We start from the raw sequence: 19,164 nt of genomic DNA, 5'->3' as shown, positions 1-19,164 counted from the left end.
GTCCGCAGCTAGTTGGCGTGCCGTCCTGCCCGGCGGGGGATTACTGCTGAGCGGATCCGGGCCAGCAGCAGATCGAACTCGTCCAGCAGGTCCGACGCCTCGGCGCTGCCTCGGTTGAGGTACCAGCGCCAGGACGGGGGCAGCAGCCGGGCTCGCCAGCGGCGTACCAGGCGGACGTCCTGCCAGAGGGCCTTGCGGACCGCTTCGGCTTCGGTGCGCAGGTCGGGGAACGTGTCGTCCAGACCGGCGTACCGCATGGCTTCGACGCCGCGGGCCAGGCGAAGCGCCTGCGGGTGCGTCTCCTTGGGGAGCTTGGAGACCAGCCACTCGCCGATCTGGCGTGGGGTGGAGATCTCCGACCACTCCAGACCGAGGTCGCGGGAGGTGTCGCGGACTTCGGCCCACAGGCCCTCGATGCCGATCCGGCTCGGCGGGCGGCTGTAGCGCCGGCGCCGGGTCAGCGTGCGGATCAGCCATGGGATCCCGAGCAGCAGGATCACCGCGAGGACCAGGCCGATCATCTTGCCGCCGCCGTTGGTGAACCAGTTGCCGCCGTCGATCGGGCCGAGGCCGCTGTCGTCCGGCAGGTTGCCGCGGGGGTTGGGCTTGGAGATTCCCGGGTCCTCGGTGGCGCCCGGCGTGGTCGGTGCGGTGGTCGGCGCGGTGGTCGGGTTGGGGGTGACCGCGCTGCCCGGCTGCGTCCAGTCCGGCGTGCTCGCGATCCGGCTCGCCGGGGTCGGCTCGAACGGGACCCAGCCGACGCCTTCGAAGTACAGCTCCGGCCAGGCGTGCATGTCGTGCATCTTGACGATGTGCTTGTTGTCCTTGTCGGCCGGCCGCGGCATGAAGCCGACGACGACCCGGGACGGGATGCCGAGCGTCCGCGACAACAGGGCCATCCCGGTCGCGAACTGCTCGCAGTACCCGGTCTTGTTGTCGAGCAGGAACGCCGACAGCGCCCTGATGCCGCTCTGGCTGTCGGTCGCGGTGCTGTAGGTGAAGTCACCCGACCGGAACCACTCCTGCAGCTTCACTGCCTGCTGGTAGTGGTTGCCCTTCGCATCGGCGGTGACCTCTCTGGCCAGGTCGGACAACCGGCCGATGTCCCGGGGGAGATCGCTGGTGACCTGGTCGGGCTCGCCCATCGTGACGCTGTCGTTCAGCACCTGCGGGTCCGGCTTCAGGTCGTACCAGCTGAGGTTGTAGTCCTGGCCGCCGACGACCTGGCCGTTGGTGGACTGGACGTCCAGCGCGGACGCGTCGAACTTCCAGTTCTTCTTCAGCGAGATCGTCCGGAGCGGGTACGGCACCGGCGCGAACACCGACCGGAAGTTCCGGCTCACGTCGACCTTGAGTTTGTTCTGCGGCACCTTGCCGAGATCGCCGTTGTAGCCGGTCGGCGGGCTGACCGCGGTGTTGCCGATCCGCTGGCCCTCGCCCCGTTGCTGCGACATCCGCCAGGCGTTGCCGTCGAAGAAGTCGAGAACGGTCAGCCGCAGGTAGGTGCCCTCGGCCGGGCCGCCGGTGTAGGTCAGCGCGTCCACATTGTCGCCGCGCTTGAGGTTCTTGCCCATGTCCAGCATCGGGTCGTTCGCCGCGATGACCGCGCCGACTCCCGAACCGCCGCCACCACCGGACAGGCCGTTGCCGATCACGCCTTCCGGCAGTGCGGGGATCAGCGCGGGCAGCAACGCGGCCAGGGCGACCACACTGAGGCCGATGCGCCGCCCGGCCTGCCCGAGCGCTGAGGCCTCGATCGGCTCAGCGGCGTCCAGGTGTGACACACCGGAGATCCGGCGGCCCCAGCGACTGAGTCTGGTGCGCCCCTCCGCCGACAGCAGCACGATGTAGCCGAGGGCCGGCGGGATGAACAGCAGAGCGGGCAAACCGCCGTGCACAGTCGCAGCAGGCACCGTGTACATCGTCAGGAGCAGCAGGCCGGCCCACGCAGCCTGCCGGACCTGTACTGCGATCAGGTGGATCAGCAGCCCGGCAACGGCGATCACCGACGACGCGAACAGCAGCAGGTGCCGCTCGGCCGGCAGGGGAGCGCTGTACCGGTTGATGGAGTCCATCGCGTCAACCATCTGCTGGTTGAACGCGAGAGCCGTGTCCCGCCAGGGCAGGATGCCCCACTGCATCGTGTCGCGGAGGAAGAACAGCGAGATCAGCTCGACCAGGACGAGCAACTGCACGACCGGTACGACGAACCGCGGCGCGCGCAGGTTCTGCAGCAGGATCCCGATGCCGGTGACCGCCCCGCAGAGGAAGGCGCTGATGAACAGGAACGGGCCGGAGAACACCGGCGTGAGCACCAGGGCGCCGAGCACGGTCGCCGCCCAGGCGGCGAGGGAGATCCTGACGTGACCGGTCATGCGATCCTTCCGCTCCGTAGTCCGAGGGTGGACCACACGGTCGGGAGATGGTCTCCGCGCTGCACTCTGGCGACCCGCCAGCCGTTGCGGCGCAGTTCGTTCTCGGTGGCATCAGTGGCGGCGCTGAGGCGGGCAGCCTTCTCGGTACCCTCCGCGCCCACCGACCAGCTTGCCGCATCGAGCAAGAGCGCCACCCCGGTCGCCTGGCTGGTCCGCCAGCGATTGAGCGAGGTGACGTCCTCGGAGTTGCAGGCGCCGACGATCGCGACCACCAGACTCGGCTCCTGGATGTGCCGGTCCACGGTGAGCAGCGGACCGATCTCGGCGTACTTGTGCTCCTCCACCGTCGCGCACTCGGTCAGCAACTGCTGCGTGGTGAGCGGCTGGTGGATGGCGGTCGAACTGCGGTGGCTGATCGCCGACAGCGTGGTCGGCCCGCCCAGCAGGGTGGTGACGTAGCCACGCCGGATCCGGTCGATGCCCACCGAGGCCGCCGCGCTCACCGCCCACTCGAGACTGGACGACGGCCCGTGGCCGTGGTGCGAGATGGTGCGGGCGTCCAGGAACAAGGCGCACCGGCTCTGCCAGGGCTGCTCCTCGCGGCGGACCATCATCGTGCCGCGGCGCGCGGTCGACCGCCAGTGCACCCGGCGCAGGTCGTCGCCGTCGCGGTACTCGCGAACAGTGGCGTCCTCTTCACCCGCCGACGCGATCGCACGCGGCCGGTTCTCGCCGGCACCCGCGCGATCAGCACCCAGCCGTACTTCGGGCAGCTGGTAGACGCGCGGCGTCACCAGCAGGTGCTGGCTGCGGGTGAACGTCCTGCTCGTCTCGACCAGGCCGAACGGGTCCGCCACCGTCAGCATCAACGGACCGACCTGGAACAGCCCCCGGACATCGGACTTCACCGGGTAGGTGACCGTGCGCTTCCAGTTCGGGCTGACCCGGTCGACCACGAACCGCGGGCGGTGCCCCAGTACATAAGGTATGCGGTCTTCCAGCAGCAACAGCCCGGCCGGCATCCGGCCCTGGTTGGACAGCGTCAGCTCGACGGTGGACTGGGTCCCGACCGGGACCTGGTCCGGAGCCAGGCTGCGCCGTACCTGCAGGCGCAGCCGGGTCCGGCCGACGACGAGCGCTGCCACCAGCGGCAGTGCCACCAGCAGGATGCCGACCCGCAGCAGGTCCTTCTGGCCGAGCAGCAACGCGCACAGAGAAGCAGTGATACCGGCAGCGACGAACGCCCGCCCCCGGGTGGTCAGCCCGCGCAGTGCCTGCCGCATGTCTCAGTCCCGACGCGTGCGGGGCAGCGGCACCGAAGCCACGAGCCCGGAGATGATGTCGGCCGCGCCACGTCCACCGAGGTGGGCTTCGGCGGCCGGTAGTACCCGGTGGGCCAGGACCGGCACGGCCAGCTCCTGGATGTCGTCCGGCAGGACGAACTCCCGTGCGTCGAGCGCGGCAGCGGCCCGGGCGGCCCGGACCAGGTGCAGCGTCGCACGCGGGCTGGCGCCCAGCCGCAGCTCCTGGGACCTTCTGGTCGCACCGACCAGGGCGACGGCGTACTCCTTCACCGACTCCGACACGTGCACCGAGTGCACTGTCTTCACCAGACGGAGGATCTGCTGCCCGTCGGTCACCGGCTGCAGGTTCAGCAGCGGCTCGGCGGCGGCGTGCCCGTCGAGCATCCGCAGCTCGGCGGCGGCCTCCGGGTAGCCCATCGAGAGCCGGGCCATGAAGCGGTCGCGCTGCGCCTCGGGGAGGGGATAGGTGCCCTCCATCTCGATCGGGTTCTGCGTCGCGATCACCATGAACGGCGCCTCGAGCTGGTACGTCGTGGTGTCGACGGTGACCTGGCGCTCCTCCATCGACTCCAGCAGCGCGGCCTGCGTCTTCGGCGAGGCGCGGTTGATCTCGTCACCGACGACGATGTTCGCGAACACCGCGCCGGGCTTGAACTCGAAGTCGCGGACCTCCTGGTTGAAGACCGACACGCCGGTGATGTCCGACGGAAGCAGGTCCGGCGTGAACTGGATCCGGCGCACGGTGCAGTCGATCGACTTGGCCAGCGCCTTGGCCAGCATCGTCTTGCCGACGCCCGGCACGTCCTCGATCAGCAGGTGTCCTTCGGCGAGTAGCACCGTGATGGCTACTTCGACCACATCGGGTTTGCCCTCGATCACAGTCTCGATGGCTCGGCGGACCCGTCCCGCCACCTCTGTCAGCTCGTCGAAATCCATGGCCGAACTGGTCGCGGTGGTGCTCACCCTAGGTCCTCCCCATTGGTTGATGGCCGACTCATTCTGACCCGGCGTGGGGGTCGGGCCTAGATCTCCGTGCGTTTCGTTACCAGTCGTTTCGGCGTTCATCGAAATTGCCCTCACCGGTTGTCGCGCTGTCGTGACCTCCAGCGTACGGGGGAGCGAAACGGGGTGAATTTGGTTGACGGTGGGGCAAAGTGGAGTAAGGTGGAGCGCAGTGGTACTGAAATGGTGGACAACAAGCTCGACCTGAGTCGGAGAGTCCGCAACGGGGAGGTGGAGCGTGTTCCTTGGAACGCACTTCCCCAAGCTCGACGACAAGGGCCGGTTGTTTCTGCCGGCGAAGTTCCGCGACGAACTTGCGGAGGGTCTGGTGATCACCCGTGGACAGGAGCGTTCGCTGTCGGTGTGGCCCCAAAGCGAGTTCGTGCAGATGACCGAGCAGTTGAAGCAGGCTCCGATCACCAACAAGGGTGCCCGGGACTACCTGCGGATGCTGTTCGCCGGCGCCTCCAACGAGGTGCCGGACAAGCAGGGCCGGGTCACCATCCCGCCGATGCTTCGCGATTACGCAGGGCTGGATCGCGACTGTGTCGTCATCGGGGCGATGAACAGGGTGGAGATCTGGAACACGGAGAACTGGAACACGTACTCCGCGGCGCAGGAGCAGGCATTTGCCGACCTGTCCGAGGAGGTACTGCCCGGCATCTTCTGATCCTGTGTCCATTGAGTAGGACCGAGATAGCGCCGCCGTCCGGTGAGATCACGGGTCCGACTTCCGACCAGGGTGTTGGCGTCACTTCCCCGGCGCCAAGGCCACTGGTACTTCCCCGGAAGGCGTACCCGCGATCTGACCGGACGAATTCGCTGACTCCGATCAGCTCGCACCATTCCCGACGCCACCGCCCCGGCACAGCACGGCACGGCAGTACAGCAGTTCACAGAGAACCCGCGGGGGCAGGGTCGCTCCCCGCGGCAATGGAAGGGTCGAGATGGACGGTGCAGAGCGCGGAGCAGAGGGACGCCACGTCCCCGTCATGCTCGATCGCGTCATCGCCCTGCTCGAGCCGGCCGTCCAGCACCCCGGTGCCGTTCTCGTCGACGCCACCCTCGGACTGGGCGGACACGCCGAAGCCTTCCTGCAGCGTTTCCCCGGGATCCGCCTGGTCGGCCTCGACCGCGATCCCGAGGCACTCCGGCTGACCGGCGACCGGCTGGCGCCGTACGCCGAGCGCATCTCGCTGGTGCACGCGGTGTACGACGAACTGCCCCAGGTGCTGCACACCCTCGGCATCCCCGCGATCGACGGCATCCTGTTCGACCTGGGTGTGTCGTCGATGCAGCTGGACGAGGCCGACCGTGGCTTCGCCTACTCGCAGGACGCGCCGCTGGACATGCGGATGGACAGCACCGCGCCGACCACGGCCGCGGACATCCTGAACACCTACAGCTCGGCCGACCTGGCCCGGATCCTGTTCCAGTACGGCGAGGAGAAGTTCTCCCGCCGGATCGCGGACCGGATCGTCAAGGCCCGCGAGACCGAGCCGTTCACCACCAGTGCGCGGTTGTCGGAACTGGTCCGCGACTCGATCCCGCAGGCGGCCCGCCGAACCGGGGGACACCCGGCCAAGCGGACCTTCCAGGCGTTGCGGATCGAGGTCAACGGCGAGCTCGAGGTACTGCGCCGCGCGCTGCCGAACGCGGTCGGGTCACTGGCGTGGCACGGCCGGATCGTGGTGATGAGCTACCAGTCGCTCGAGGACCGGATCGCCAAGCAGACGCTGGCGGCCGGCGCCAAGAGCGACGTGCCGGACGACCTGCCGGTGATCCCGGCCGGTCATGAGCCGTATTTGAAGTTGCTGACTCGCGGAGCGGAGAAGCCGACAGAAGAAGAGGTCGCCGAGAACCCGAGGGCCGCATCGGCCCGGGTCCGAGCGGCAGAGCGCGTACGCGAGAAGGGGTTGGTGGCCTGATGAGCACTGTGTTCAGCCCGTCGAAGGCACGGGTCACGCCCGCGCAGCCGGCGAAGAAGCAGGAGCCGAAGCTCCGGGTCGTCTACGGGGCGCCGTTCCGGCCGCCGCGGATGCCGTTCGTCATCTTCGTGGTGGCGCTGCTGGCGGCCGGCCTGGTCGGCCTGCTGCTGCTCAACACCGAGCTGCAGCGCGGCACGTTCCAGGTGACCAGCCTGAACTCCCAGGCCAACCAGTTGCGCGACCAGCAGGAGCTGCTGGAGCGGCAGGTTCGCACGCTGGAGTCGCCGCAGAACCTGGCGGACCGGGCGGTGCGGATGGGCATGGTGCCGAACCCGAACCCGGTCTTCCTGCGGCTGTCGGACGGCCAGGTGCTCGGCCTGCCGGCCGAGGGCAAGGCAGGAACGGCCGCGGCGATGTTCGGACCGACCCTGCCCGGCGCGACACCCGTCGTACCGAGCACGCCGGTGAAGCCGCCGGTGACCATAACGAAGCCACCAGCCACGGCCACCAAGCCGCCGGCGACCACGAAGCCACCGGCGACGACCATCAAGAAGCCGCCGGTGACAGGGGCCAACACGACCACCGGGGGATGATCGGATGACGGAGCGACGGGGCAGCGAGCCGCCACGCAAGCGTGGCGGCGACTCCGGCCGGGACAACCCGCGCCGGGCCACGCCACCACGCCGTCCGTCCGCTACAGACAGCACCCGTTCCAGTACTCCGCGCCCCGACGGCGAGCCACCCCGCAAGCGGCCCGCCGGCGACGCCGGCCAGCGTGGGTCCGCCGCAGGGGGTGCTCCCCGGAAGGGTGATCCCCGTGCGGGCGCCGGCCGCTCGCGGCCTGCCGCCGGGGAGTCCGGCGCTCCGGCGCCACGCCGCGGCGCGGACGGGCGGGCCGGGCCCGGCGCCGATGGCCGCCGGGCAGCGCCCGGCGAGCGTCAGGCGGCGAACGGACCGCGCAAGGCAACGGGAGAGCCTCGCAAGTCCGCCAGCCGCAGTGGAGAGCCACGCAAGGCTGTTGGCCGGGCAGGTGAGCCCCGGAAGGCCACGAGCCGTAGCGGCGAGCCCCGCAAGATCGCAAGCGGTAGTGGCGAGCCCCGCAAGTCTGCAAGCGGTACTGCGCGCAGTACCTCAGGCGGCGCTGCACGTAAGACCGTCAGCGGGGCTGATGCCCGCAAGGCCGGGCAGCGGCGGCCGTCTGCTGCCGACCCGCGCAAGGGCGACGCACCTCGCCGTACGGCGAAGAAGGCTGCTGCAGCGCGTCCAGTGAAAGCTGCTAGCGCGCCAAGGCGTACAGGCGAGCCACCGCGCAAGCGACCCACAGGCGACGGCCCCAGGCGACGTCCGCCGCAGAACAGACGTCCACCGAGCAAGCCCAAGGTGAAGAAGCCGCCGCGCACCCTCAAGCTGGGGCGCCCGGCGCTCCGGCTGCGGGTGACGTTCGGCGTGATGGCCTTCGTGCTGTCGCTGTTCGCCGGCCGGCTGATCCTGCTGCAGGGCGTCGACCCGGACTCCTACGCGCTCGCCGCGACCAAGGAGAACACCAAGCCGTTCGAGCTGCACGCGACCCGCGGCTCGATTCTGGACCGCAACGGGATCCCGCTGTCGGTGTCGGAGGAGGCACTGCTGATCACCGCCGACCCGACCCAGACCGCACCGGTCGCGGCGCAGCTGGCCACCATCCTGACCGCGAAGATCCCGACCGTCCCGTACGCGAAGTTCTACGCCGACCTGACCCTGAAGAAGCGCTACGTGCAGCTCGCGCACCAGGTCACCCCGCAGGCGTGGAACGCGATCGAGGCCGAGATCAAGCTGCAGAACACCGCCATCGCCAAGGCCAACAAGGGCAAGCCCAAGGAGACCTGGGCGCCGCGCCTGATCGGCCTGTACACCGAGTCCGACCCGGTCCGGAACCACCCGCTCGGCACCGTCGCCGCGAACGTGGTCGGCGTGCTCGGCAAGGAGGGCAAGGGCCTGGCCGGCCTGGAGTACGCGCTGAACGACAAGCTGTCCGGCACCGACGGCAAGGCGATGTACGAGGTCGATGCCAAGGGCAACAAGATCCCGAACGCCGACCACACCGTCGAGGAGCCCAAGCCCGGCGTCGGCGTGCAGCTCACGCTGGACTCCGACCTGCAGTGGTTCGCCGAGAAGCGGATCGAGGAGGCGGTCAAGAAGTGGAAGGCCGAGTCCGGCTCGGTGGTCACGATGGACCGCAAGACCGGCGAGATCCTGGCGATGGCCAACTACCCGACCTACGACCCGAACAAGGCGCTGCCGTCCGGCGCGCTGAGCAACGGCGTGCTGAAGAACAACGCGCTCGAGGTCTCCTACGAGCCGGGCAGCGTGCAGAAGGTGGTCACGATGGCCGCGCTGGCCGACGCCGGCCTGATCTCGCTGGACACCAAGCTGAAGGTGCCCGGCACGATCGAGGTCGACCGGCGGACCATCAAGGACGCGTTCCCGCACGGCACCCTGCAACTGACGATGGCCGGTGTGATCGCCAAGTCGTCCAACGTCGGCACCATCCTGGCCGCGCAGCAGATGCGGATCCCGCAGTTCGTGAAGTACCTGCACGACTTCGGGTTCGGCGCTCCGACCGGGCTGAACTACCCCGGTGAGACCCGGGGCCGGATGCCGGCCGGTGACGAGTGGCCCGAGCTGAGCCGCTCGAACGTCGCCTTCGGCCAGGGCATCGCCGTCAACGCGGTGCAGATGACCGCCGCCGTCAACGCGGTCGCCAACGGCGGTCTCTACATGCCGCCCAAGCTGGTCAAGAACTACGTCGACAGCAACGGCAACGACCTCCCGAGCGAGACCGCGCCGCCGCGCCGGGTGGTCAGCGAGGACGCCGCCAAGCAGGTGTCCACGATGATGGAGGCAGTCACCTCCGAGGGCGGTACGGCGCTCCAGGCAGCGATCCCGGGCTACCGGATCGCCGGCAAGACCGGTACGGCGCAGGAGGTCGACCCGACCTGCAAGTGCTACGGCAAGCGCTGGGCCACTTCTTTCGCCGGATTCGCCCCTGCCGACAACCCACGCTTCGTGACGTACGTCGTACTGCAGAACCCGACGAACGGGCGTGGTGGCGGTTTCCAGGGAGGTCCGGTGTTCCGGGACGTGATGAGTTACGCGCTGCAGAAGTACGTCGTACCGCCGACCGGCGTGAAGGCGCCGGCCGTGCCGATCAAGTGGTGACGCAGGGTCAGGTAGGTGTCGCAGGGCCCGGAGCGGTAGCCTCTGGGCCCGTGTCCTCCCCAACCGCCGCAGGCGGAGCCGTTGCCGCGATCAGGCCGCAACGGATCGTGCCGGTCGGCCTCGCCGACCTCGTCCAGACCGCCGGAGCCCAGGCTTCGACGGACCTCGCTGACGTCTCCGTGACCGGTGTTTCGCTCGACTCCCGGTCGATCCACCCCGGTGACCTGTACGCCGCCCTGCCGGGCCTGGTGACGCACGGAGCCGCCTTCGCCGCCAACGCGCAGGCGTCCGGCGCGGTCGCTGTACTCACTGACCCGGAAGGCGAGGAGCGGGCGCGAGCCACCGGCCTGCCGGTTCTGGTGTCGGCCAAGCCGCGCGCGGTGCTCGGCGCCGTCGCCAGCCAGATCTACGGCGAACCCACCAGCGGCCTGCGCCTGCTGGGAATCACCGGCACCAACGGCAAGACGACGACGAGCTTCCTGCTCGACTCCGTCCTGCGGAATCTCGGCCGGTCCGCCCTGATCGGCACCATCGAGACCCGGATCGGCGACGAGGCGGTCAAGAGCGCCCGGACCACGCCGGAGGCCACCGACCTGCAGGCGTTGTTCGCGGTGATGCGGGAGCGGTCCGTCGACTGGTGCGCGATGGAGGTCTCCAGCCACGCGCTGGCGATGGGCCGGGTGGACGGCGCGCGGTTCGCGGTCGCCGGGTTCACCAACCTGACCCAGGACCACCTGGACTTCCACAAGACCTTCGAGGAGTACTTCGCCGCCAAGGCGTCGCTGTTCACGCCCGAGCGCTGCGACCTGGCTGTGGTCAACATCGACGACGAGTACGGCCGCCGTCTCGCCGCCCAGACGACAGTGCCGCTGGTGACCGTCTCGACCACCCGGGACGCCGACTGGACCGTGGGCGGAACGCACCAGTCCGAGCACGGCACCACGGTGATCGACATCCAGGGCCCGGACGAGGCGCTGACCGTCGAGATCGGACTGCCCGGCGACTTCAACGTCGCGAACGCGCTGCTGGCGACCGTGATGCTGCGGCAGATCGACGTACCGGCCGAGGCGATCGCCGCCGGGCTGCAGAACGCCGCGGTACCGGGGCGGATGGAGACCTTCACCCGGGCCGACGGCCTGAGCGTGATCGTCGACTACGCGCACACGCCGGACGCGGTCGAGCTCGCCCTGCGCGCCGCGCGAACGGCCACCAAGGGCCGCCTGTACGCCGTGGTCGGCTGCGGCGGCGACCGTGACCCCGGCAAGCGGCCCGCGATGGGCGCCGCGGCAGCCCGGGCCGCCGATGTGGTGATCGTGACCGATGACAACCCGCGCAGCGAGGACCCGGCGGCCATTCGGGCCACGGCGGTCGCAGGCGCGCGGGCCGCAGTACCGGGTGTGGATCTGCAGGAGATCGGTGACCGCCGGCAGGCGATCGCCACCGCGATCGAGCTGGCCGGCCCCGGTGACACCGTGCTGGTGCTGGGCAAGGGCCATGAGACCGGCCAGGAGATCAACGGCGTGATCCACCCGTTCGACGATCGGCAGACCGTCCGCGAGCTGATCGCGGCGACGCGAGAGGCAACCCTGTGATTCCCGTCAGTTGTGCTCAGATCGCCGAAGCCGTCGGGGGTGAGCTGGTCGGCGCCGACCCGGCCGCCGTCGTCGACGCCGGCGTCGAGATCGACTCCCGCAAGATCACCGCGGGCGGGCTGTTCGTCGCCTTCGCCGGTGAGAAGGTGGACGGGCACGAGTACGTCCCGGCGGTGACCGCCGCCGGCGCGACGGTCTCGATCACCACCCGGCCGGTCGAGGGCTCGCCCTGCATCGTGGTCGCCGACGCGCAGATCGCGATCGGCGAGCTGGCCCGGTACGTCGTCTCCCAGCTGCCCGACCTGACGGTGATCGGCCTGACCGGCTCGCAGGGCAAGACCAGCACCAAGGACCTGATCGCCCAGCTGCTGGCGTCGTACGGGCCGACGGTGGCGCCGGTCGGGTCGCTCAACAACGAGATCGGGCACCCGCTCACCGCGCTGAAGGCCGACCTGACCACCCGCTACCTGGTCGCCGAGATGGGCGCCCGGCACGTCGGGGACATCACCTACCTGTGCCGGATCACGCCTCCGAAGGTCGGTCTGGTGCTGAACGTCGGCTACTCGCACATCGGCGAGTTCGGCAGCCAGGACGCGATCGCCGTGGCCAAGGGCGAGCTGATCGAGGCCGTGCTGCCGGGCGGTACCGCCGTACTGAACGCCGGTGATCCGCGGGTCGCCGCGATGGCGAGCCGGACCGAGCAGACCGTGGTCACCTGGGGCGAGACGCCTGACGCGGACGTCCGGGCCACCGGGATCGAGCTCGACCCGCTCGGCCGGGCCGGATTCACCTTGCACCTGGGCGGCGAGGAGCACGCGGTACAGCTCCAGCTGGTCGGGGAGCACCAAGTGTCGAACGCGCTGGCCGCCGCGGCCGCGGTACAGGCTGTCGGGCTGACGCCGGCGCAGATCGCCGACGGGCTCAACGCCGCGACGACCGTCTCCAAGTGGCGGATGGAGGTGACCGAGCGCGCCGACGGCGTGACGGTCATCAACGACGCCTACAACGCGAACCCCGACTCGGTCCGCGCCGCGCTCAAGGCGCTGGTCGCGATCGGCCGCAGCCGCGCCGCGCAGACCGGAGGCGGCCGCACCTGGGCGGTGCTGGGGGAGATGCGTGAGCTCGGCGACACCAGCACCGAGGAGCACGACGGCGTCGGCCGGCTGGTCGTCCGGCTGGACGTGAACCGGCTGGTCGCGGTCGGCGAGGCAGCCCGCCCGATCCATCTGGGGGCCTCCCTGGAAGGATCGTGGGGGAACGAGTCGGCGTACGTCGACGACATCGACGGAGCGCTGGAGTTGCTCCGCAAGGAACTGCAGCCGGGTGATGTGGTGCTGGTGAAGGCATCCCGCGCGGCCGGTCTGGAGAGACTGGCCGCCGCCCTGCTCGAGGAGGCTTCGCAGTGATCTCGATCCTGCTCGCGGGCGCCGTGTCGATGGTGCTCACGTTGCTCGGCACCCGGCTGGCGATCAACCTGCTGTCCAAGCGCGGCTACGGCCAGGAGATCCGCGACGACGGCCCGACCTCGCACCACACCAAGCGCGGTACGCCGACGATGGGCGGCACCGTCTTCATCATCGCCACCATCGTCGGGTACTTCGTCGCGAAGCTGTTCACCGGGAAGGTGCCGACCACGTCGGCGCTGCTGGTGCTGTTCCTGTTCGCCGGGATGGGCGCGGTCGGCTTCCTGGACGACTTCATCAAGATCTTCCGGCAGCGCAGCCTCGGCCTGCGCAGCAAGGCCAAGCTGGCCGGCCAGACGATGATCGCGGTCGCCTTCGCCATCCTGGCCCTGCAGTTCCCCGACGACCGTGGCCAGACCCCGGCCTCGCCGTTCATCTCCTTCATCCGCGACATCTCCTGGCTGCACCTGGCTCCGGTGCTGGTGGTGATCTGGATCCTGCTGCTGATCGCGGGGATGTCCAACGGCGTCAACCTCGCCGACGGTCTGGACGGGCTGGCCACCGGCGCCTCGATGATGGTGTTCGGCGCCTACACGCTGATCTGCATCTGGCAGTCCAACCAGAGCTGCAAGACCGCGCCGCAGATCAAGTGTTACGAGGTCCGCGACCCGCTCGACCTGGCGGTGGTCGCGGCCGCGTTGACCGGCGCGTTGTTCGGGTTCCTGTGGTGGAACGCGTCGCCGGCCAAGATCTTCATGGGCGACACCGGTTCGCTGTCGCTGGGTGGCGCGGTGGCCGGCTTCGCGGTGATGACCCGGACCGAGCTGCTGGTGCTGCTGCTCGGCGGCCTGTTCGTCATCATCACCGCCTCGGTGATCCTGCAGGTCGGCTGGTTCAAGATCACCAAGAAGACCGGCGGGGTGGGCAAGCGGATGTTCCGGATGGCGCCGCTGCAGCACCACTTCGAGATGCTCGGCTGGGAACAGGTCAACGTGGTGATCCGGTTCTGGATCATCTCCGGTCTGTGCGTCGCCACCGGGCTGGGCTTGTTCTACGCGGAATGGGTGGCGCAGTGAGCCTCACGACACGGACCGACGACGGCTGGGCGACGACGCGGTTCGTCGTACTGGGCTTCGGTACGGCGGGGTACGCCTGCGCCGACTCGCTGATTCAGGCCGGCGCCGACCACGTCACGGTGCTCGACGACCGCGACAGCGAGGCGCTGCGGGAGAAGGCGCTGATCCTCGAGACGCTGGGCGCCGTCATCAAGCTCGGCCCCGGCAGTACCGCGGAACTGCCGGCCGACGTCGAGATCGTCGTCACGTCACCCGGCATCCCGCCGCACGCGCCGCTGCTCGCGGCCGCCGTCGAGCGCGGGATCCCGGTCTGGAGCGAGATCGAGCTGGCCTGGCGGCTGCGCGATCCCGCCAACGCGGCGCCCTGGCTGTGCGTCACCGGCACCAACGGCAAGACCACCACGGTGCAGATGCTGACCTCCATCCTGACCGCCGCCGGCCACCGCGCGATCGCCGCCGGCAACGTCGGGCTTCCGTTGCTGGAAGCCGTCATGGACCCCGAGCCGTACGACGTGATCGCGGTCGAGCTGTCCAGCTACCAACTGCACTTCACCGACTCGATGTCGGCGCACTCGGCCGCCGTGCTGAACCTCGCGCCCGACCACGTCGACTGGCACGGCTCGATGGACGCCTACGCGCAGGCGAAGGGCAAGATCTACGAGAACTGCCAGGTCGCCTGCGTCTACAACGTCGCCGACCCGGCCACCGAGGAACTGGTCGCCGAGGCCGACGTGATCGAGGGCTGCCGGGCGATCGGCTTCACCCTCGGGATGCCGGCGATCTCGATGCTCGGGCTGGTCGACGAACTGCTGGTCGACCGGGCCTTCGTCGAGCAGCGGGCCAGCTCCGCGCTGGAGCTCGCGACGATCGCGGACATCACGCCGCCCGCTCCGCACAACGTGGCCAACGCGCTGGCTGCTGCGGCGCTGGCGCGGGCGTTCGGCGTACCGGCGAAGGCGGTCCGGGACGGGCTGCGGGTGTTCCGGCCCGACGCGCACCGGATCGCGGCCGTCGGTGAGGTTGCCGGGGTCAACTATGTGGACGACTCCAAGGCCACCAACCCGCACGCCGCCCAGGCGTCGCTGCTCGCCTACGACCCGGTGGTCTGGATCGCCGGCGGCCAGGCCAAGGGAGCGACCTTCGACGAGCTGGTCGAGGCGGCCAAGGACCGGTTGCGCGGCGTCGTGCTGCTCGGTCAGGACAAGGCCGTGATCGCCGAAGCGCTGGCCCGACACGCGCCGGATGTCCCGGTGATCGTCGTGGAGGCAACGGACACTGGAGCCATGGAGACTGTGGTGGGGGAGGCGACGAAGCTGGCACAGGTGGGGGACACCGTGCTGCTCGCGCCGGGCTGCGCTTCCTGGGACATGTTCGCCAACTATGGAGCCCGCGGAGACGCCTTCGCCGAAGCCGTACTGCGGCTGGGCGACCGCTGAGCTGATGGTGATCGGATGACGATCACGGATCAGCCCAAGGACAAGGCCGCGAAGGCGCCCGAGTCCACGGAACGCCCTTGGCTGGCGGCGATCAAGGACGTCCTGGACCGGCCGCTCACGTCGTACCACATCCTGCTGGGCGCCGCCGGTCTGCTGCTGGTGCTCGGCATCCTGATGGTGCTGTCGGCCTCCAGCGTGCAGTCGCTGCGAACCACCCACAACAGCTACACGATCTTCTACCGCCAGCTGATCTGGGTCGGCGTCGGTCTGCCGATGGCGTACGTCGCCTCCCGGATGACGCCGCGGCACTTCCGGATGCTGGCGTACGTCGCGTTGCTGGGCTCGGTGTTCCTGCTGGTGCTGACCTACATCCCCGGCATCGGCAAGGAGGTCAACGGCAACACCAACTGGATCAGCTTCGGTGGGCCGCTGCAGATCCAGCCGAGCGAGTTCGCCAAGCTGGCGCTGGTGCTGTGGTGCGCGGATCTCTACGCCCGCAAGCAGAAGCTGCTGACCCAGTGGAAGCACCTGCTGGTCCCGATGGTGCCGGTCTGCGGCCTGGTGATCGCGCTGATCGTCGGCCAGCACGACCTCGGCACCTCGCTGGTGCTGATGGCGGTGATGATCGGGATGATCTGGGTGGTCGGGGCGCCGACCAGGCTGTTCGTCGGGATGATGGTGATCGTCGGCTCGATCGCGGCGTTCTTCGTCAGCCAGGAGAGCTACCGGATGCAGCGGGTGACCCAGTTCATGGACCCGTTCGCCGACCCGAGCAACGTGGGCTGGCAGGCCTACCACGCGTTCTACGCGCTCTCCACCGGTGGCTGGTGGGGCGTCGGGATCGGCAACAGCCGGCAGAAGTGGGGCAACCTGCCCGAGGCGCACACCGACTTCATCTTCGCGGTGATCGGCGAGGAGCTGGGCCTGATCGGCTCGCTCACCGTGCTCGGGCTGTTCCTCACCGTGGCCTACGTCGGGGTCCGGATCGCGACCCGCAACTCGGACCCGTTCGTCCGCTACGCGTCGGCCGGGATCACCGTCTGGCTGATGGCCCAGACGCTGGTCAACCTGGGCGCCGTGATCGGACTGCTACCCATCGTGGGTATCCCGCTCCCGCTTTTGTCGTACGGTGGGTCCGCACTGCTGCCGTCGCTGATCGCGATCGGCATGCTGCTGTCCTTCGCGAAGGCCGAGCCCGGCGCGCAGGCCGCCCTCAAGGAACTCCGGCGGCCTCGGTTCGGGTGGATGTCTTCGTGGCGCACACCTGGCCGAACCGGCCGTGAGAACACGCGGGAGCGTTGAAAGCTGTGCCGAGCATTGTCCTGGCCGGTGGTGGTACCGCCGGCCATACTTCCCCCCTGATCGCTACCGCCGACGCCTTGCGCCGGATCGACCCGACGATCGAGATCGTCGCCCTCGGGACGGAGCGTGGCCTCGAGGTCCGCGTCGTACCGGAGGCCGGGTACCGGCTCGAACTGATTCCGCCCGTCCCGTTGCCGCGCAAGCCCACCCCGGCGCTGTTCGCCGTACCGGGCAAGATGCTCAGCTCGGTCAGCGCGGCCCGCAAGGTCCTCGACGAGACCAAGGCCGATGTGCTGGTCGGCTTCGGCGGCTACGTCTCGATGCCGGCGTACGTCGCCGCGTGGCGGCGCAAGACGCCGATCGTGGTGCACGAGGGCAACGCGACCCCGGGCATCGCGAACAAGTTCGCCGCCCGCTACTGCACCGAGCACGTGATCACGTCCTTCCCCGGCACCGAGCTGCCGCACGCCAACTACGCCGGGCTGCCGATCCGGCGGGCGATCTCGACCCTCGACCGGGCCGCGCTGCGGGCGGAGGCCCGGGAGTTCTTCGGGCTCGACCCGAACGCGCCAACTGTCTTCATCACCGGCGGCTCGCAGGGCGCCCAGCAGCTGAACGAGGCGTTCGGCGGCGCTGCGGCCGATTTGCTCGCGGCCGGCGTCCAGGTGATCCACGCGATCGGCTCGAAGAACACTCTCGAGGTCGCGCAGACCGGGCCCTACCCGTACCGGGTGCTCAACTACATCGACCGGATGGACTACGCGTACGCCGCGGCCGACCTGGTCGTCTGCCGCTCCGGCGCGAACGCGGTCACCGAAGCTTCCGGTGTAGGCCTTCCGGCCATCTACGTTCCGTTGCCGCACGGCAACGGAGAGCAGCGCCAGAACGCCAAGGCCGTGGTCGAGGCGGGTGGCGGCCTGCTGGTCGACAACGCCCAGGTGACCCCGGACTGGGTTCGGGCCACCGTGCCGCAACTTCTGCACGACCGCGAGCGTCTGACAGCCATGTCCACTGCGGCCCAAGGCCTGATCAAGCTCGACGCCGACGACCGGTTGGCGCGGATCATCCTCGATGTGGTGAGGTCTTCTTCGTGATCGTCACCTCTCCTGACAGCCATCTGCCCGCCGAGAAGCTCGGCCGGGTGCACTTCGTCGGTATCGGCGGCGCCGGGATGTCCGGGATCGCCCGGATCATGGCGGCCCGCGGGATCGAGGTCTCCGGCTCGGACGGCAAGGACAGCAAGGTGCTCGCCGCGCTGCGCGCCCTCGGCGCGACCTGCTGGGTCGGTCATGCCGCCGAGCAGGTCGCCGAGGTGGACACCGTGGTGGTCTCCACCGCGATCCGCGAGACCAACCCCGAGGTGGTCGCCGCCCGCGCCGCCGGCATCCCGATCCTGCCGCGAGCCGCCGCGCTCGCCTCGGTGATGGTCGGCCGCCGGACCATCGCGGTGGCCGGCACCCACGGCAAGACGACCACCACCTCGATGCTGACCGTCGCGCTGCAGCACTGCGGCGCGGACCCGTCGTTCGCCATCGGCGGCAACCTGAACGAGTCCGGCTCGAACGCGCACGACGGCAGCGGCGACCTGTTCGTCGCGGAGGCCGACGAGTCCGACAAGTCCTTCCTGACCTACAGCCCCGAGGTGTCGATCGTCACCTCGGTCGAGCCGGACCACCTGGACAACTACGGCGACGAGGCCAGCTACCGGCTGGCCTTCGAGCAGTTCTGCGACCGCGTGGTCCCCGGCGGCTTCATGGTCGTCTGCTACGACGACGCCGGCGCCCGCGAGCTGGCCGAGTTCGCCCGCGCGAAGGGGATCGACGTCCGCACGTACGGCGAATCGCCGGCGGCCGACACCCAGGTGACCGAGATCGTCGCCGACGGCGCGATCCAGTCCTTCGTACCGGTCTTCCACGGCCGCAAGCTGCCGATCGTGAAGCTGCAGCAGGCCGGCAAGCACAACGCGCTGAACGCCGCGGCGGCGTTGACCGTCGGACTCGGGCTGGGCTTCTCCGCGGCCGACCTGGCCGAGGGGCTGGCGTCCTTCACCGGGACCGGCCGGCGGTTCGAGTTCAAGGGCCTGGAGGACGGCGTCCGGGTCTTCGACTCGTACGCGCACCACCCGACCGAGCTGACCGTCGACCTGACCGCGGCCCGCACGGTGGCCGGGGAGGGGCGCGTGATCGTCTGCTTCCAGCCACACCTGTTCAGCCGGACGCGGATCTTCGCGACCGAGTTCTCCGAGGCGCTCTCGCTGGCCGACGAGGTCGTCGTGATGGACGTGTTCGCGGCCCGCGAGGATCCCGAGCCCGGCATCACCGGCGCGCTGATCGCGAACCACGTGCCGCTCAAGCCCGATCAGGTCCGGTTCGAGCCGTCCTGGTCCGCCGTGCCGCAACTGGTCGCGGACCTGGCCCAGCCGGGTGACCTGGTGGTCACTGCCGGTGCCGGCGACGTGACGCTGATCGGGCCCGAGGTGGTCGGCCTGCTGGCCGAGCGGGCGGCGCGCACTGCGGCGGTCGCGGAGTGAGCCGGTGGTGAGCAGGGG

Annotated in this window: 14 protein-coding genes; 11 read left to right on the top strand and 3 right to left on the bottom strand. The window is 69.7% G+C overall.

The genetic code is table 11. The features are described from left to right. Positions 1-8: 8 nt before the first annotated feature. From AB0P21_RS05810 to AB0P21_RS05800, 3 genes are read right to left on the bottom strand one after another with little or no spacing between them, the layout of a single operon-like run. Positions 9-2,375, bottom strand: a complete 2,367-nt coding sequence (locus AB0P21_RS05810) for a DUF3488 and transglutaminase-like domain-containing protein (protein ID WP_363693995.1) — start codon at positions 2,373-2,375, stop codon at positions 9-11. Beyond that, positions 2,372-3,658 (bottom strand): DUF58 domain-containing protein, encoded by a 1,287-nt coding sequence (locus AB0P21_RS05805; RefSeq protein ID WP_363693994.1) that lies wholly within the window; start codon positions 3,656-3,658, stop codon positions 2,372-2,374. The genes AB0P21_RS05810 and AB0P21_RS05805 overlap by 4 nt, the downstream gene beginning before the upstream one ends. A gap of 3 nt (positions 3,659-3,661) precedes the next feature. Then, entirely contained in the window at positions 3,662-4,615 is a 954-nt protein-coding gene (locus tag AB0P21_RS05800; protein WP_363694429.1) for an AAA family ATPase, read from the bottom strand. Between the two features lie 304 nt (positions 4,616-4,919). On the opposite strand from AB0P21_RS05800, the gene mraZ reads away from it, so the two are divergent. From mraZ to murC, 11 genes are all read left to right on the top strand, one after another. Further along, positions 4,920-5,351, top strand: coding sequence for a division/cell wall cluster transcriptional repressor MraZ (gene mraZ / locus AB0P21_RS05795; protein ID WP_363693992.1), 432 nt, complete (start codon positions 4,920-4,922; stop codon positions 5,349-5,351). 277 nt (positions 5,352-5,628) lie between these two features. After that, a complete protein-coding gene (gene rsmH, locus AB0P21_RS05790) occupies positions 5,629-6,609 on the top strand; it encodes a 16S rRNA (cytosine(1402)-N(4))-methyltransferase RsmH (RefSeq protein WP_363693990.1) in 981 nt (326 codons plus the stop codon). After that, entirely contained in the window at positions 6,609-7,202 is a 594-nt protein-coding gene (locus AB0P21_RS05785; RefSeq protein WP_363693988.1) for a hypothetical protein, read from the top strand. The genes rsmH and AB0P21_RS05785 overlap by 1 nt, the downstream gene beginning before the upstream one ends. Before the next feature lie 4 nt (positions 7,203-7,206). Beyond that, positions 7,207-9,807: a penicillin-binding transpeptidase domain-containing protein gene (locus tag AB0P21_RS05780; RefSeq protein WP_363693986.1), complete on the top strand. Its 2,601-nt coding sequence runs from the start codon at positions 7,207-7,209 to the stop codon at positions 9,805-9,807. 50 nt (positions 9,808-9,857) lie between these two features. Further along, a complete protein-coding gene (locus tag AB0P21_RS05775; protein WP_363693984.1) occupies positions 9,858-11,399 on the top strand; it encodes a UDP-N-acetylmuramoyl-L-alanyl-D-glutamate--2,6-diaminopimelate ligase in 1,542 nt (513 codons plus the stop codon). Beyond that, positions 11,396-12,805 (top strand): UDP-N-acetylmuramoyl-tripeptide--D-alanyl-D-alanine ligase, encoded by a 1,410-nt coding sequence (gene murF, locus AB0P21_RS05770; protein ID WP_363693983.1) that lies wholly within the window; start codon positions 11,396-11,398, stop codon positions 12,803-12,805. Before AB0P21_RS05775 ends, murF begins: the two co-directional genes overlap by 4 nt. Next, positions 12,802-13,878 carry a phospho-N-acetylmuramoyl-pentapeptide-transferase gene (gene mraY, locus AB0P21_RS05765; protein WP_363693981.1) on the top strand — a complete coding sequence of 359 codons (1,077 nt, stop codon included), beginning with the start codon at positions 12,802-12,804 and terminating at the stop codon, positions 13,876-13,878. The genes murF and mraY overlap by 4 nt, the downstream gene beginning before the upstream one ends. Continuing rightward, a complete protein-coding gene (gene murD / locus AB0P21_RS05760; protein WP_363693980.1) occupies positions 13,875-15,314 on the top strand; it encodes a UDP-N-acetylmuramoyl-L-alanine--D-glutamate ligase in 1,440 nt (479 codons plus the stop codon). The genes mraY and murD overlap by 4 nt, the downstream gene beginning before the upstream one ends. A gap of 15 nt (positions 15,315-15,329) precedes the next feature. Continuing rightward, a complete protein-coding gene (ftsW, locus tag AB0P21_RS05755; RefSeq protein ID WP_363693978.1) occupies positions 15,330-16,616 on the top strand; it encodes a putative lipid II flippase FtsW in 1,287 nt (428 codons plus the stop codon). A gap of 5 nt (positions 16,617-16,621) precedes the next feature. Further along, positions 16,622-17,710: an undecaprenyldiphospho-muramoylpentapeptide beta-N-acetylglucosaminyltransferase gene (murG, locus tag AB0P21_RS05750; RefSeq protein ID WP_363693977.1), complete on the top strand. Its 1,089-nt coding sequence runs from the start codon at positions 16,622-16,624 to the stop codon at positions 17,708-17,710. Further along, entirely contained in the window at positions 17,707-19,146 is a 1,440-nt protein-coding gene (gene murC / locus AB0P21_RS05745; RefSeq protein WP_363693976.1) for a UDP-N-acetylmuramate--L-alanine ligase, read from the top strand. Before murG ends, murC begins: the two co-directional genes overlap by 4 nt. The last annotated feature ends 18 nt before the right edge of the window (positions 19,147-19,164 follow it).

It is taken from the genome of Kribbella sp. NPDC056861, assembly GCF_040687575.1.
Taxonomy (GTDB): Bacteria; Actinomycetota; Actinomycetes; order Propionibacteriales; family Kribbellaceae; genus Kribbella.
Note: the sequence above shows the minus strand (reverse complement) of the source record. Positions and strands in the feature narration are given on the sequence as shown.

Bases quoted from the DNA above. Each gene is read 5' to 3' on its own strand.
- AB0P21_RS05780 (WP_363693986.1), top strand. From the start codon at position 7,207: ATGACGGAGCGACGGGGCAGCGAGCCGCCACGCAAGCGTGGCGGCGAC.
- AB0P21_RS05805 (WP_363693994.1), bottom strand. From the start codon at position 3,658: ATGCGGCAGGCACTGCGCGGGCTGACCACCCGGGGGCGGGCGTTCGTC.
- AB0P21_RS05810 (WP_363693995.1), bottom strand. From the start codon at position 2,375: ATGACCGGTCACGTCAGGATCTCCCTCGCCGCCTGGGCGGCGACCGTG.
- ftsW (WP_363693978.1), top strand. From the start codon at position 15,330: ATGACGATCACGGATCAGCCCAAGGACAAGGCCGCGAAGGCGCCCGAG.
- AB0P21_RS05800 (WP_363694429.1), bottom strand. From the start codon at position 4,615: ATGGATTTCGACGAGCTGACAGAGGTGGCGGGACGGGTCCGCCGAGCC.
- AB0P21_RS05785 (WP_363693988.1), top strand. From the start codon at position 6,609: ATGAGCACTGTGTTCAGCCCGTCGAAGGCACGGGTCACGCCCGCGCAG.
- rsmH (WP_363693990.1), top strand. From the start codon at position 5,629: ATGGACGGTGCAGAGCGCGGAGCAGAGGGACGCCACGTCCCCGTCATG.